At 74.0% G+C, this 14,192-nt stretch carries 14 protein-coding genes; 11 read left to right on the top strand and 3 right to left on the bottom strand.

Features of this window, described 5'->3' with window-relative positions; genetic code table 11:
- Nucleotides 1-2 precede the first annotated feature (2 nt).
- Entirely contained in the window at nt 3-1,154 is a 1,152-nt protein-coding gene (locus tag O3T09_RS03055; RefSeq protein ID WP_269295326.1) for a glutathione S-transferase family protein, read from the top strand.
- Between the two features lie 98 nt (nt 1,155-1,252).
- On the opposite strand, the gene O3T09_RS03050 is transcribed toward O3T09_RS03055, so the two are convergent.
- On the bottom strand, nt 1,253-1,981 hold the full coding sequence (locus O3T09_RS03050) for a GntR family transcriptional regulator (RefSeq protein ID WP_144819996.1): 729 nt from the start codon (nt 1,979-1,981) through the stop codon (nt 1,253-1,255).
- Nucleotides 1,982-2,020: 39 nt separating this feature from the next.
- Here O3T09_RS03050 and O3T09_RS03045 point away from each other — a divergent pair, with 39 nt between their 5' ends.
- The 6 genes from O3T09_RS03045 (at nt 2,021) to O3T09_RS03020 (ending at nt 9,905) form a co-directional block, all read left to right on the top strand.
- Nucleotides 2,021-3,382, top strand: coding sequence for an MFS transporter (locus tag O3T09_RS03045; RefSeq protein WP_269295325.1), 1,362 nt, complete (start codon nt 2,021-2,023; stop codon nt 3,380-3,382).
- A 49-nt stretch (nt 3,383-3,431) separates the two neighbouring features.
- Nucleotides 3,432-4,676: an alpha-hydroxy acid oxidase gene (locus tag O3T09_RS03040; protein ID WP_119217813.1), complete on the top strand. Its 1,245-nt coding sequence runs from the start codon at nt 3,432-3,434 to the stop codon at nt 4,674-4,676.
- Between the two features lie 225 nt (nt 4,677-4,901).
- Nucleotides 4,902-5,669, top strand: a complete 768-nt coding sequence (locus O3T09_RS03035) for a LamB/YcsF family protein (protein WP_145015394.1) — start codon at nt 4,902-4,904, stop codon at nt 5,667-5,669.
- A complete protein-coding gene (locus tag O3T09_RS03030; RefSeq protein ID WP_269295324.1) occupies nt 5,666-7,426 on the top strand; it encodes a carboxyltransferase domain-containing protein in 1,761 nt (586 codons plus the stop codon). Before O3T09_RS03035 ends, O3T09_RS03030 begins: the two co-directional genes overlap by 4 nt.
- A complete protein-coding gene (locus O3T09_RS03025) occupies nt 7,423-9,201 on the top strand; it encodes an acetyl/propionyl/methylcrotonyl-CoA carboxylase subunit alpha (protein WP_269295323.1) in 1,779 nt (592 codons plus the stop codon). Before O3T09_RS03030 ends, O3T09_RS03025 begins: the two co-directional genes overlap by 4 nt.
- A complete protein-coding gene (locus O3T09_RS03020) occupies nt 9,198-9,905 on the top strand; it encodes a GntR family transcriptional regulator (RefSeq protein WP_002858329.1) in 708 nt (235 codons plus the stop codon). The genes O3T09_RS03025 and O3T09_RS03020 overlap by 4 nt, the downstream gene beginning before the upstream one ends.
- Before the next feature lie 22 nt (nt 9,906-9,927).
- Here O3T09_RS03020 and O3T09_RS03015 read toward each other — a convergent pair whose 3' ends face one another.
- Together O3T09_RS03015 and O3T09_RS03010 are read right to left on the bottom strand one after the other, a co-directional pair.
- Nucleotides 9,928-10,740 (bottom strand): putative hydro-lyase, encoded by an 813-nt coding sequence (locus tag O3T09_RS03015; protein WP_070709385.1) that lies wholly within the window; start codon nt 10,738-10,740, stop codon nt 9,928-9,930.
- Complete coding sequence (locus O3T09_RS03010; protein WP_070709387.1) at nt 10,733-12,016, bottom strand: NRAMP family divalent metal transporter; 1,284 nt, start codon at nt 12,014-12,016, stop codon at nt 10,733-10,735. Before O3T09_RS03010 ends, O3T09_RS03015 begins: the two co-directional genes overlap by 8 nt.
- 169 nt (nt 12,017-12,185) lie before the next feature.
- On the opposite strand from O3T09_RS03010, the gene O3T09_RS03005 reads away from it, so the two are divergent.
- The 4 genes from O3T09_RS03005 to rpsN all read left to right on the top strand — a co-directional run bounded on the left by O3T09_RS03005 (nt 12,186) and on the right by rpsN (nt 14,120).
- Entirely contained in the window at nt 12,186-12,941 is a 756-nt protein-coding gene (locus tag O3T09_RS03005) for a VIT1/CCC1 transporter family protein (RefSeq protein WP_095353969.1), read from the top strand.
- Between the two features lie 466 nt (nt 12,942-13,407).
- On the top strand, nt 13,408-13,644 hold the full coding sequence (rpmB, locus tag O3T09_RS03000; RefSeq protein WP_002858335.1) for a 50S ribosomal protein L28: 237 nt from the start codon (nt 13,408-13,410) through the stop codon (nt 13,642-13,644).
- 1 nt (nt 13,645) lies between these two features.
- Nucleotides 13,646-13,813 carry a 50S ribosomal protein L33 gene (gene rpmG, locus O3T09_RS02995; protein WP_002858336.1) on the top strand — a complete coding sequence of 56 codons (168 nt, stop codon included), beginning with the start codon at nt 13,646-13,648 and terminating at the stop codon, nt 13,811-13,813.
- A 1-nt stretch (nt 13,814) separates the two neighbouring features.
- Entirely contained in the window at nt 13,815-14,120 is a 306-nt protein-coding gene (rpsN, locus tag O3T09_RS02990) for a 30S ribosomal protein S14 (protein ID WP_002858338.1), read from the top strand.
- Nucleotides 14,121-14,192: the final 72 nt, after the last annotated feature.

Raw genomic sequence — 14,192 nt, 5'->3', positions numbered from 1 at the left:
GTATGGAGAACCAGCAGACCGGCCAGGCCGCGGACCGCGGCACCATCGACTCGCGCGAGGGGCTCAAGGGCAACTACGTGCAGTCCGGGGCGGAGTTCACGCGGGACACGAACTACATCGCGGACCGGATCGTGGCGGACCCGGAGGCCGTGCGGGCCCTGCCCGTGGCCGAGCCGTCCACGGTCGGCCGCGTGGGCGGCGGGCTCACCGAGGGGGCCGAGGCGTGGCCCGTCGAGGCGGGCCGCTACCGGCTCGTGGCGGCGCGGGCATGCCCGTGGGCGAACCGGACGATCATCGTGCGGCGCCTGCTCGGCCTGGAGGACGCGATCTCGCTGGGCACCCCGGGGCCGACCCACGACGAGCGCTCCTGGACCTTCGACCTCGACGCCGGCGGGAAGGACCCCGTGCTCGGCACCGAGCGGATCCAGGAGAACTACTTCACGCGGTTCCCCGACTACCCGCGGGGCATCACGGTGCCGGCGATCGTGGACGTGCCGACGGGCGGCGTCGTGACCAACGACTACCCGCAGATCACCCTCGACCTCTCGACGGAGTGGACCGCGTTCCACCGCGACGGCGCCCCGCAGCTGATCCCCGACGCCGGGCCGGAGCGGGACGAGATGTTCGAGGTGATCGAGCGCGTGTTCACCGAGGTGAACAACGGCGTGTACCGGTGCGGCTTCGCGGGCTCGCAGGAGGCGTACGACGCCGCGTACGAGCGGCTGTGGACCGCGATGGACTGGCTCGAGGAGCGCCTGACGACGCGCCGCTTCCTGATGGGGGAGCGGATCACCGAGGCCGACGTGCGGCTGTTCACCACGCTGGTGCGGTTCGACCCCGTGTACCACGGGCACTTCAAGTGCAACCGGAACAAGCTGACCGAGATGCCGGCGCTGTGGGGCTACGCGCGCGACCTGTTCCAGACCCCGGGCTTCGGCGACACGATCGACTTCGTGCAGATCAAGGAGCACTACTACGTGGTGCACGAGGACATCAACCCGACGGGCATCGTGCCCGCGGGCCCGGAGCTGGCGAGCTGGCTGAGCGAGCACGGGCGTGAGGCGTTCGGCGGGGACCCGTGGGGCGGCGGCACCGCACCCGGGCCCGTGCGCGAGGGCGAGCGCGTGGACCCGGAGCACACGCCGCTGCGGTGAGGCCGCTCGGCCCGGCCCGCAACGCGGGTTGAGTTATCGCGGGTCCTGGGCGGGGACACCCGTGAGAACTCAACCCGCGTTGGCGTGCGGTGCGGGGGTCAGTCCCAGAGCCCCGGGCCGTCGGTCCACTGACGCAGGGTGACGCGGCGGATCGTGCGCAGGTGGGTGCGCATGGCCTCGCGGGCGGCCTCCGCGTCTCCGGACTCCACCGCGTCCACGATGCGCGCATGCTCATCGAGCTCGACGTCCGACTCCATGTGCGCGTTGAGACCGCCGAGGACGTGATGGGCCCGGGCCGTCTCATCGAAGCACCGCTCCAGCGACGTGGACAGGCGCCCGTTCCGTCCGAGCAGGGCGAGGGATCGGTGCAGGTCGGCCGCGTGTCGCATCCGCTCCAGGGGATCGGTGGCGACGCCCTGGTCCGCGAGGAGGGTGCGCAGACGGGCCACGCCCGCGGCATCCGCGTACCGCGCCGCCTCGGCCGTGGCGTGCGGCTCCAGGAGCATGCGCAGATCGAGCACCTCGGCGAGGTCCTGCGGCGTCATCGTGGCGACGAGATACCCCTTCTTCGGCAGCACGGTCACGAGGTGCTCGGCGGCGAGGACGTGGAGGGCCTCGCGGACAGGGGTCTTGGAGGTCGCGAAGCGGGCGGCGAGCTGGGGCTCCACGAGCACCTCACCGGGACGGATCGCCCCGGTCAGGATCAGGCCGCGCAGCTCGGAGAGCACCCGTTGACCGCGAGGGGTCCGGGAGGCACCCGGTGCTGGGGCGCCCAGGGCCGGGCCGTCGCGACCGTCGTCGCTCCGCCCACCTGTCCCGTCATGCATGTTGTGGACTGTATCACCGTGCTGATAGAAAGATATTTCATGGACACCACTCGATCCGCGGTAAGCCCCCACACCCCGGAGCCTTCCGTCGACTCCCGCCCGGACCACTCCCGCGGCATGACCCCTGGCGCACGTCGCGCCCTGACGGCGGCCGTCACGGGCACGCTCATCGAGTGGTATGACTACGCCCTCTACGGGGCCGCCGCCGGCCTCGTCATCGGCCCGCTCTTCTTCGCCGGCGTCGGTTCGGGTGCATCGCTGGCCGCCTTCGCCACCTTCGCGGTCGGTTTCGTGGCGCGCCCGCTGGGCGGGGCGCTCATCGGCCATCTCGGCGACCGCCATGGTCGCCGCCCGGCCATGCTGCTCACGATCCTCATGATGGGCGTGGCCACCGTCGGCATCGGCCTCCTGCCCACTGCGACGGCGGTCGGTGCCCTGGCGCCCGTGCTGCTGGTCCTCCTGCGGCTGCTCCAGGGCATGGGAGCCGGCGCCGAGCTCGCGGGGGCCATGACGCTCGTGGCGGAGTTCGCGCCGCCGGCCCGCCGCGGCCTCTACACCTCCTTCGTGCTGGCCACACCGCCGGCGGGCATCGCCCTGGCCACCGCGGCGTTCCTGGGTGTGGCCTCCCTGGGCGACGAGGCACTCTTGGCAGGCGCCTGGCGCTGGCCGTTCCTCGCCTCGGCCGTGCTGTTCGTGCTCGCCTGGTTCATCCGCCGCAGGCTGGACGAGACACCGGAATACCGCGAGGCGCAGCGCCGCGCCGCCGAACGGGGCGAGCGGGAGAAGACCCCCGCCGTCGAGCTGGTCCGGACGCGGGGGCGGGCCCTCATGGCGGGCTTCCTCTCCATCACGGGCCACAACGCACTGAACTACGCCATGGCCGTGTTCGCCCTCTCGTTCCTGACCTCCGCGTCGGTGGGCCTGACCCGGCCCGAGGCGCTCGGCGCCGTGACCCTCGGGTCCCTGGCCGGCGTCCTCGCCACCCCCGTCGGCGGCTGGGCGGCGGACCGCTTCGACGCGGGCCGCGTGCTGGCCCTCGGCTCCCTCCTGGGGGCCGGGTACGTGTTCGTGCTGTTCGCAGGCATGGCCAGCGGTTCTGCTGTGACCGCAGGCCTGGCCATCGCGGGTGGCTACGCGTTCGTCATCGCCCTGACCTCGGGCGCGCAGGGCTCCTTCCTCGCCGGGCTGTTCCCGCCCCGTCAGCGCTTCTCCGGCATCGGCATCGCCCGCGAGGCCAACGGCGCCGTCGTCGCCGGATTCACCCCCATGGTCGCCGCGTGGCTCGTCGGGCAGGCCGGCGGTGCCTGGTGGCCGGCGGCGTGCTTCGTCGCGGCGTGCTGCCTGACGTCCGCCGCCGCCGTCGTCCTCTGGCTCCGCGCCCGCCCCGCCGCCGAACACTGAGCCGACGCCCGCCCTCGCCCCTCCGATCCACCGACCCCGAAAGGACCCCATGTCCCGCCCCTCCCGCCTCACCCCGCTGACCCGCCGCCTGCCCGACGTCGCCGAGCTCGCCCCGCTGATGCGGTTCTCCCCGCCTGGGCTCGGGCGCCAGGCCCGGCTCGCCCGGGCGGCCGACGTCGCGGACCTGCGCGCGATCGCCAAGCGTCGCACCCCGGCCGCCGCGTTCGACTACGTGGACGGCGCCGCCAAGCGCGAGGTCACCGCGCGCCGCTCCCGCGAGGTCTTCGATTCGGTGGAGCTGCTGCCGCGGATCCTGCACGGCGTGGCCGCCCCGGACCTGTCGGTCGAGATCGCGGGAGCCCGGTCCGCGCTGCCGTTCGGGATCGCGCCCACCGGCTTCACACGCTTCATGCACGCCGAGGGGGAGGACGCGGGCGCCGCGGCCGCGGCCGCCGCGGGCATCCCGTTCAGCCTCTCCACGATGGGCACCCGCTCGATCGAGGAGACGGCGGCAGCGTCCGGCGACGGCGACCGGTGGTTCCAGCTCTACCTCTGGAGGGACCGCGACCGCGCCCGCGACCTCATCGAGCGCGCCGCCGCGTCGGGCTACGGCGCCCTGCTCGTCACCGTGGACACGCCCGTGGCCGGCCAGCGGCTGCGCGACGTCCGCAACGGCATGACCATCCCCCCGCGGCTGAGCGCCAAGACCGTCGTGGACGCCTCGTACCGTCCCGAGTGGTGGTGGAACTTCCTGACCACGGACCCGCTGACCTTCGCCTCGCTCTCGGACTCCGCCGGCGATCTGCCCAGCATCATCAACGGGATGTTCGACCCCACGCTGAGCCTGCGCGACCTCGAGTGGATCCGCTCGGTGTGGCCCGGCACGCTGATGGTCAAGGGCATCCTCACGCGGGAGGACACGAGGCGGGCGCTCGACGTCGGCGCGGACGGGCTGGTCGTGTCCAACCACGGCGGCCGGCAGCTGGATCGGGCGCCGGTCTCCCTGCAGGCGTTGCCCGCGGTGCGCGAGGAGGCCGGGGCGGACGTGCCGATCGTGCTCGACTCCGGCATCCTGACCGGCGAGGACATCGTGGCCGCCCTCGCCCTGGGCGCCGACTTCACGCTCATCGGCCGGGCGTACCTCTACGGGCTCATGGCCGGCGGCCAGGAGGGCGTGCGTCGCGTGATCGAGCTGCTCGCGAAGGAGGTCGAGGTCGCGATGTCCCTCATGGGCGCCGCGACGACGGCGGACCTCACCCCCGCCAGCGTCCGCGCGCCCTGGCTCGAAGGCTGAGCGCGCCATCGCGGCGCCGCGCTGACGTCGCTCGGCCCGGCCTGCAACGCGGGTTGAGTTGTCGCGGGTCCTGGGCGGGGACACCCGTGAGAACTCAACCCGCGTTGGCATGCGGTGCGGGTGGGCGCCAGGGAGGCGCGCCGGGGATTGTTGAACAATCATCCTTCATGCCTCAAGATTGTGTGACCGGCACCTCAGCCGGGCCCGATCCGAGAGGACTGCACCGTGTCTCACGCGCCGCAGATCGACCTGAACTCCGACGTCGGCGAGTCCTTCGGCTCGTGGACGATGGGGGACGACGCCGCCATCATGCCCTCCGTCTCCTCTGCCAACGTCGCGTGCGGCTTCCACGCGGGCGATCCCTCGGGGATCGCCCAGACCTGCCGTGACGCGGTCGCCGCAGGCGTCACGATCGGCGCGCACGTGGGCTACCGCGACCTCGCCGGCTTCGGCCGCCGCTTCCTGGACTGCACGCCCACCGAGCTGGCCGACGACGTCCTCTACCAGATCGGCGCCCTCGACGCGCTCGCCCGCGCGGCCGGCGGCCGGGTCCGCTACGTGAAGCCGCACGGCGCCCTCTACAACACGATCGTCCGTCACGAGGCGCACGCCCAGGCCGTCGTCGACGGCGTCAGGGCGTTCGGCTCCGACCTCCCGCTGCTGCTCCTGCCCGGCTCCGTCGCCCTGGACAAGGCGGCCGCCGCGGGGCTGCGCGGCGTCGCCGAGGCCTTCGCGGACCGCGGCTACAACCCGGACGGCACGCTCGTCTCCCGCCGCGAGCCCGGCGCGGTCCTCCACGACGAGGACGCCGTCGCCGCCCGCATGGTGCGCCTGGCCACCGAGGGCGTCGTCGCGGCGGTGGACGGCACGGACGTGCGCGTCGACGCCGAGAGCATCTGCCTGCACGGCGACACGCCCGGCGCCGTGGCCATGGCCGCGGCCGTGCGCCGCGCGCTCGAGGGCGCGGGCGTGTCCATCAAGGCCTTCGCATGAGCGCCCCACGTCACCCCGCCGCCACACCGCCGGCCCGCCCGATCCGCTGGGTCGGCACGCAGGGCTTCCTCGTCGAGTGCGCCTCGCTCGAGGACGTCATGGCCGTCCACGCCCACCTCACGGCCCACCCGGCGCGCGGCCAGCGCCAGGTCATGGCCGCCGCCGCGACCGTCCTGGTGACCTTCACCTCGCAGGCCGCCGCCGAGCACGCCGCACCGCGGGTCAGCACCCTCACCCCGGACACCGGTGAGCTGACGGGGGGCCGCATAGTCGAGATCCCCGTGGTCTACGACGGTGAGGACCTCGCCGAGGTCGGCCGGCTCACCGGGCTCGGCGTCGACGGCGTCATCCGGGCCCACAGCGAGGCCGACTGGTTCGCCGCGTTCGGCGGCTTCGCGCCGGGGTTCATGTACTGCGCCTCCGAGGCGGCCCCGTTCGAGGCGCCCCGTCGCAGCTCGCCCCGCACGGCCGTCCCGGCAGGCGCCGTCGCCGTCGCCGGGGCCTTCTCCGCCGTCTACCCGCGCACCTCGCCCGGCGGCTGGCAGCTCCTCGGACACACCACCGCGGCCCTGTGGGACCTCGGCCGCGAGCAGCCCGCCCTGCTGCAGCCCGGCGACCGTGTCCGCTACGTCCCCGTGCGCCCGACGGCGTCCCTCACCTCCGGCGCGGACGCGGCGGTCGACGCCACCCCGCCCGCCGACGCCGCGGCCGGCCTCCCGTCCGTGGCCGGCCGCCGCGGCGTCACCGTCGTGGACCCGGGGCTCCTGACCCTGGTCCAGGACCTGGGCCGCCCGGGCCTGGGCGACCTCGGCGTCGTCGCGTCCGGCGCGGCCGATCGGGACGCGGCGCGCCAGGCGAACCGGCTCGTGGGCAACCGCTCACGCGAGGCGGTGCTGGAGACCGTCCTGGGCGGCCTCACCCTCACCGCGCACGGCCACCAGGTGATGGCCCTGGCCGGCGCCGAGGCCGGCGGGACGATCACCGCGGCCGACGGCGCCACGCGCCGGGTGCTCGCCCGCACGCCGTTCGTCGTGCTGGACGGCCAGACGCTGACGGTGGACGAGCCGGTCGGCGGCCTGCGCGTGTACGTGGGCCTCCGGGGCGGGATCGACGTGCCGCCCGTGCTCGGCAGCCGCTCGACCGACACCCTGTCCGGGCTCGGCCCCGCCCCGCTGACGGCGGGGGACCGCCTCGCCCGCCGCGTCGGCCCGGATGCGAGGGGCGCCGCCGGCGCCTCCGCCGCGAGCCCGACCGCCGCCGGCGCCCCCGCCTCGGCGGAGGCCGGCGTCGCGACGGTGGGGGACCCGGAGACCTCGCTGCGCCCCATGCCCGCGCCCGGCCAGGTGGCCGTGCTGCGCGTGGTCCCCGGCCCCCGCGACGACTGGTTCGGCGAGGCGGGCCTGGAGCGCCTGTTCACGCAGGACTGGGACGTGAGCCAGCAGACCGACCGGATCGGCGTGCGCCTCACGGCCCCCGACGACGGCGCGCCGCTCGAGCGCGTGCGGGAGGGCGAGCTGAAGTCCGAGGGCGCCGTGCGCGGCGCGCTGCAGGTGCCGCCCTCGGGTGAGCCCGTCCTGTTCCTCTCCGACCATCCGGTCACCGGCGGCTACCCGGTGATCGGCGTCGTGGCCCGCGCGGACCTCAGCCTGGCGGCCCAGCTGCCGCCGGGCGCCCGCGTCCGCTTCGTCCCCCATCCCCGCCCCGGCGCCGAGACCGTCGTCGACTCCGCATCGCCCTCCGAGGAGACCCCCGCATGACCACCACCCCCGCCGCCCGCCCCGTCACGCGGGTGCTCATCGCCAACCGCGGCGAGATCGCCGTGCGCGTGGCCCGCGCCGCCCGCGACCACGGCATCGCCTCGATCGCCGTCTACTCGGATCCGGACGCCGACGCCCTGCACGTGGCCGTCGCGGACGAGGCCTTCCACCTGCCGGGCGCGTCCTCGGCGGACACCTACCTGAAGATCGACGCGGTCCTCGACGTCGCCCGCCGCGCCGGCGCCGACGCCATGCACCCGGGCTACGGCTTCCTCTCCGAGAACGCCGACTTCGCGCAGGCCGTGATCGACGCCGGGATGACCTGGATCGGCCCGTCGCCGGACGCCATCCGCGCCCTCGGCGACAAGATCACCGCCCGCTCCCTCGCCCAGCAGGCGGGCGCCCCGCTCGTGCCGGGTTCGGACGGCCCCGTGCCGGACGCCGCCGCCGCGCGCGCGTTCGCCGAGGAGCACGGCCTGCCGATCGCCATCAAGGCGGCCTTCGGCGGCGGCGGCCGCGGCATCCGCGTGGTGCGCGAGCTCGGCGACGTCGAGGACGCGTTCGAGGCGACCGTCCGCGAGGCCGTCGCCGCGTTCGGCCGCGGCGAGTGCTTCGTGGAGCGCTTCCTGGACCGCCCCCGCCACGTGGAGGCCCAGGTCCTCGCCGACGAGCACGGCCACGTGGCCGTGCTCGGCACACGCGACTGCTCCCTGCAGCGCCGCAACCAGAAGCTCGTGGAGGAGGCCCCGGCGCCGTTCCTCACGGACGAGCAGCGCGAGCGCATCCACACCTCCGCCCGCGAGATCTGCCGCGCCGCCGGGTACACCGGGGCCGGCACGGTCGAGTACCTCGTGGCCCCGGACGGCCTCATCAGCTTCCTGGAGGTGAACACCCGCCTGCAGGTGGAGCATCCGGTCACCGAGGAGGTCTTCGGCGTGGACCTGGTGCGCGAGCAGTTCCGCGTCGCCGCCGGCGAGCCGCTGAGCATCCCCGAGGACCCGACGCCGCGCGGCCACGCCCTCGAGTTCCGCCTCAACGCCGAGGACCCGGCGTACGGCTTCCTGCCCGTGCCCGGCCCGATCGACGCGTTCGAGGCCCCCACCGGCCCCGGGGTCCGCATGGACTCCGGCGTCCGCACCGGCTCCGTGGTGCCGGGCGAGTACGACTCCCTGCTCGCCAAGCTCATCGTGTGGGGCGAGGACCGCGCCCAGGCCGTCGCCCGCGCCCGCGACGCCCTGGCCGAGCTGCGCATCGACGGCGTGCCCACCGTGGTGCCGTTCCACCGCGCCGTGCTCGAGCAGGACGCCTTCACCTCGGGGGACCGCCTCGGCGTCTACACCACGTGGATCGAGTCCGAGTTCGCCGAGCCGCTGGCCGAGTCCCCCTACCTGGGCGCCGAGGTGCCCGCCGGCGGCCGCACCGCCGTCACCGTCGAGCTGGACGGCCGCGCCGTGCGCCTGGGCCTGCCCGCCGATCTCTACGCGGCCCTCCTCGGAGGCGGCGGCGCGGGTGCCGCGGCTCCGGCCGGCGCTGCCGCAGGCGCCGGGAAGGCCGACGACGACGGCGCCGTGGCCTCGCCGGTCACCGGCACCCTGGCCTCGTGGAAGGTCGAGGACGGCGCCGAGGTGGCCGAGGGTGACACGGTCGCGATCGTGGAGGCGATGAAGATGGAGACGCCGATCCGTGCCCCGCGTGCGGGCCGGATCCAGCTCCTCGTGGCCGAGACCCCGGCCTCGGTGACGCGCGGCCAGGCGATCGCCCGGCTGGGGGCGTGACGGTGCCGGCGCGCGGCGGTGTCACCGGGGAAGGCCTCGCGCCCGGCGTCGGCGGCGGGGAGTCCGCCCCGGCTCCGGCCCCCGTGGCCGCGGCCGCGCAGCTGCGGCAGCGGATCGCGGCGGCCGGGCTCGTGCCGGGGGAGCGGCTGGGAGAGGTGGCGCTGGCCGCCGAGCTCCAGGTCAGCCGCAACAGCCTGCGCGAGGCGTTCACCATGCTGGCCTCGGAGGGCCTCGTGGAGCGCCGGCCGCACCGCGGGGTGTTCGTGGCGGCGCCCGGTCCGGAGGACGTGCGCGGGCTGTACCGCACGCGTCGGGTGATCCAGCTCGGCGCCCTCGAACACGGCGAGCTCACCCCCGGCGCGGCCCGCCAGCTGCGCTGTGCCCAGGACCTGCTCTCGGGCGGCCCGGACACCCCCGCGCGGGTCCTGGGCGACGCCAACCATCGCGTCCACGTCGGCATCGTGGACCTGGCCGGCGCCCCCGAGCTCACGCGGCTCATGGCGTCGGTGCAGGCCCGCGTGCGCCTGGCGTTCCATCCCATGGACGAGCAGACGCGCCTGCACGTGCAGTTCGCGGACCGCAACCGGTGGATCGTGGAGCGGCTGCTGGCCGGCGACCTCCCCGCGGTGCACGCCATGTTCGGCGACTACCTGGACGAGGCGGAGCAGTTCGTCCTGGCGCACCTCGCCGCCGTGGGGGACTGACCGCCTGCCCGGGCCCTGACGGTCACGGGACCTGGAACATCCGGTCCGGCAGGTCCGTGATGAGCATGTGCCCGGGCGCGTGCGTGATGGCCAGCGGCGGGCGGGACTCCATGATCGCCGCCTGCGGCGTCACCCCGCACGCCCAGAACACGGGCAGGTGGCCCTGCGGGACCTCGACGGCGTCGCCGAAGTCCGGTGCCGACAGGTCCGTGATCCCGAGGCCGGCCGGGTCGCCCACGTGCACGGGCGCGCCGTGCACCGCGGGGTAGCGGGAGGTGATGCGCACGGCGTCGGCCACACGGTCGGCGGGGATGGGGCGCATCGAGACCACGAGCGGGCCCGAGAGGCGGCCCGCCGAGGCGCAGCGCCGCGTGGTGCGGTACATCGGCACGTTCACACCGGCGTCCTGGTGGGCCATCCGGATGCCCTCGGCCACCAGGGCGGACTCGAAGGTGAACGAGCAGCCGATCACGAACGTCACGAGGTCGTCCCGCCACACGTCGAGCAGATCCGTGGGGCGGTCCGTCTCGACGCCGTCGCGGTACACCACGTACTGCGGCACGTCCGTGCGGACGTCGCCGTCCAGCGCGGGGCCGTTGACCTCGCCGGCCTCGAACACGCCGAGCAGCGGCAGGGCCTGGGGGTTGCGCTGGGCGAAGAGCAGGACGTCGTAGGCGTGGTCCTGCGGGATCGAGACGAGGTTCGCCTGCGCGTAGCCGTCGGCGATCCCCGAGGTCGGCCGCACGAGCCCCGCGCGGAACCGCTCGCGGGCCTGCGCGGGGGTCGTGGCGCCGTCCAGCGGCGGCAGCGGCGTCGTCGTGGTCATCTCAGGCACCGGTGATCATCTCGACCATGGGGATGAACCCGCGCACCGCGATGAACACGGAGACGATCCACGCGAGCGCGCCGATCACGAGCAGCCACCCGGGGTAGCGGTAGCCGTGCAGCAGGTCGCGGCGGCGCCAGGCCACGTACAGGAGGGCGGCGAAGCCGACCGGCAGGATCATGCCGTTGAACGCGCCGGCGAACACGAGCAGCGTCTGCGGGGCCTGGCGCAGCGCCAGGTAGAGGGCGGTGCAGACCACGATGAAGGCGACCGTCAGCAGGTTGCGGGTGCGGGCGCTGGTGGTGGAGCGGGTGACGAAGCTGATCGAGGTGTACGACGCGCCGATCACGGAGGTGACGGCGGCGGCCCACAGGACGATGCCGAACATGCGCAGGCCGATGTCGCCGGCGGCGGCCTGGAAGGCGGAGGCGGCCAGGTTGTCCTTGGACAGCACCGCCCCCGAGGCGACGACGCCGAGGATCGCCAGGAACAGGAGGGCGCGCATCAGGCCGGTCACGAGGATCGAGGCCACGGAGCTGCGGGTGATGTCCTGGACGTCGTCCACGCCCTTCACTCCGGAGTCGATCATGCGGTGGGCACCCGCGTAGGTGATGTAGCCGCCGATGGTGCCGCCCACGAGGGTGACGATCACGAAGAAGTCGACCTCCTCCGGCATCACGGACTGGCGCAGGGCCTCGCCCACGGGCGGGGCGGAGGTGATGGCCACGTACAGCATCAGCAGGATCATGACGGCGCCGAGCGCCACCACGATCCGGTCCAGGGCCACGCCGGCGCGCTTGGAGAGGAAGATCAGCAGCGCGATGAGCGCGGAGACGCCGCCACCGATCAGGGGGTCGACGCCGAGCATGGCGTTCGCGCCGAGGCCGGTGCCGGCGATGTTGCCGATGTTGAAGACCATGCCGCCGAGGAACACGAGCGCGGCGAGGACCCAGCCGAGGCCGGGCAGGACGCGGTTCGCCAGCTCCTGGGCGCGCATGCCGGAGACGCCGATGACGCGCCACACGTTCATCTGGACGGCGATGTCGATGAGGATCGAGACCAGGATGGCGAACGCGAACGCGGCGCCCATCCGGACGGTGAACGTGGCGGTCTGCGTGATGAAGCCGGGGCCGATGGCCGAGGTGGCCATGAGGAACATGGCGCCGAGCAGTGCGGTGCGCCGGGTGGCGCTCGCGGCACGGGAGTCCGTCTTCGGTGCGGTGCCCGAGGGGGTCGCGCCGTCCGGCCCGGCGTGGGGGATGTCTGCGTGGGACACGGTGGTCACCTTCGTCGAGGGCGCCGGGCGAGGTGACGGGCGTCACGAGGCGCTGGGGGAGACGGTAGCTGTTGTTGAACAATCCTGGCAACAGCGAGACCGGGTGTCGTGGCGTCCCCGTCCGAAGGAACGCCTCACCTGTCTGGCGCGCCCCGCCCGGCGCCGCGAGCATGGAGACATGTCGCACACGTCTGAACAGTCCTCGCCCCTGGCAGATCAGCTCCCGCCGGGCGGTCCCGACGAGCCGCACGCCACCGGCGGCGTGCATGCCCGCCTCAACTGGCTCCGCGCGGGCGTGCTCGGTGCCAACGACGGCATCGTGTCCGTCGCGGCCACCGTCGTCGGTGTCGCCGGTGCGACGACGGCGTTCACCCCGATCCTGCTGGCCGGCGCCGCGGCCGTGGTCGGCGGCGCCTTCTCCATGGCGCTGGGCGAGTACGTGTCCGTCTCCTCGTCCTCCGACTCGCAGAAGTCGCTGATCGCCAAGGAGCGCCGTGAGCTCGAGGAGGATCCCGAGGGTGAGCTGGAGGAGCTCGTGCAGCTCTACGAGGCGGACGGCCTGAGCCGGGCCACGGCCGAGGCCGCCGCGCGGGAGCTCACCGAGAAGGATGCGCTCGCCGCGCATCTGCGCATGGAGCTGGGCATGGCGGAGGAGGACGTCGTCAGCCCGTGGGCCGCCGCCGGGGCGTCCTTCCTTGCGTTCCTCGTGGGCGCGCTGCTGCCCTTCCTGACGGTCGTCCTGGCGCCGGTGGGCCTCCGCGTCCCGTTCACGTTCGCCGTCACCCTCGTGGCCCTCGCCGTCACCGGCTGGGTCGGGGCCCGGCTCGGCGACGCGCCCGCGCTGCGGGCGGCCGTGCGCGTCGTCCTCGGCGGCGCCCTGGCGCTCGGCCTGACCTTCGCGGTGGGCTCGCTGCTGGGGGCGTCGGTCGCCTGATCCACGCCGGAGGGGTGGGCCGGCCCAGCGCCCGTGGCCGCGCCGTGGCGCGCGCGGAGCGGCCCCGGGGGCCGAGGACCGTGCGCATACCACAGGCGCCCCCCCGTCGAGTTGAAGCGACGCCCACGGTTCGCGTAAGGTGGGACGGCGCACGCCGCGTTGTTCTCGTCGTTCCATCGGTCAGGTGACCGGGCGGACGGCGGGTCGGAAAAGCAACGCGCTCCCGCAGACCGGATCCCGGGACGTCCTCAGGGCGGACCGGGGCTCACCGTCCACACCAGCGATCCCATAAGGAACTTCGGTTGGCTCTCACCCAGCCTGGTCCCCCTTTTCGAGAAGTCGCAGTAAGAGTGCGGTGTCCACACCCGGGGCGGGGCTCACAACAGGTGTCCGCGGACAGGTCCGCGGCTCGCCGCCATGCGGGTTCCGCCCGTCCTTTTACTACTACTTGCCACGAGGAGTGATCATGGCAGCTCACTGCCAGGTAACCGGGGCTGGGCCGGGATTCGGCCACAGCATCTCCCACTCGCACCGTCGCACCAAGCGCCGGTTCGACCCGAACATCCAGAAGAAGACCTACTGGGTCCCCTCCCTGCGCCGCAACGTCACGCTGACGCTGTCCGCCAAGGGCATCAAGACCATCGACGTGCGCGGGATCGACGCCGTCGTGGCGGACCTGATCGCGAAGGGAGTGAAGCTCTGACATGGCCAAGGACAAGGACGTTCGTCCGATCATCAAGCTGAAGTCCACCGCCGGGACCGGGTTCACCTACGTGACCCGCAAGAACCGCCGGAACAACCCGGACCGCATCACCCTGAAGAAGTACGACCCGGTGGTCCGCAAGCACGTCGACTTCCGAGAGGAGCGCTGAGATGGCCAAGAAGTCCAAGATCGCCAAGAACGAGCAGCGCAAGGCCATCGTCGCCCGCTACGCCGAGAAGCGTCTCGAGCTGCGCAAGACCCTCGTGGACCCGAACGCCTCGGACGAGGCCCGCGAGGCCGCTCGCCTGGGCCTGCAGAAGCTGCCCCGCGACGCCTCCCCGGTGCGCGTGCGCAACCGCGACGCCATCGACGGCCGTCCGCGCGGCACCTTCCAGCGCTTCGGCATCTCCCGCGTGCGCTTCCGCGACATGGCGCACCGTGGCGAGCTGCCCGGCGTGACCAAGTCCTCCTGGTGACCCGCGGCCCGGTCTCCGGGCGTTAGGCACCACCACGACGGCGGCGCCCCTCCTTGAGAGGGGCGCCGCCGT

Origin of the sequence: Micrococcus sp. H39-S4, assembly GCF_027158145.1 — a bacterium.
Lineage (GTDB): Bacteria > Actinomycetota > Actinomycetes > Actinomycetales > Micrococcaceae > Micrococcus > Micrococcus luteus.
This window is presented reverse-complemented; position numbering and strand designations above follow the sequence as displayed.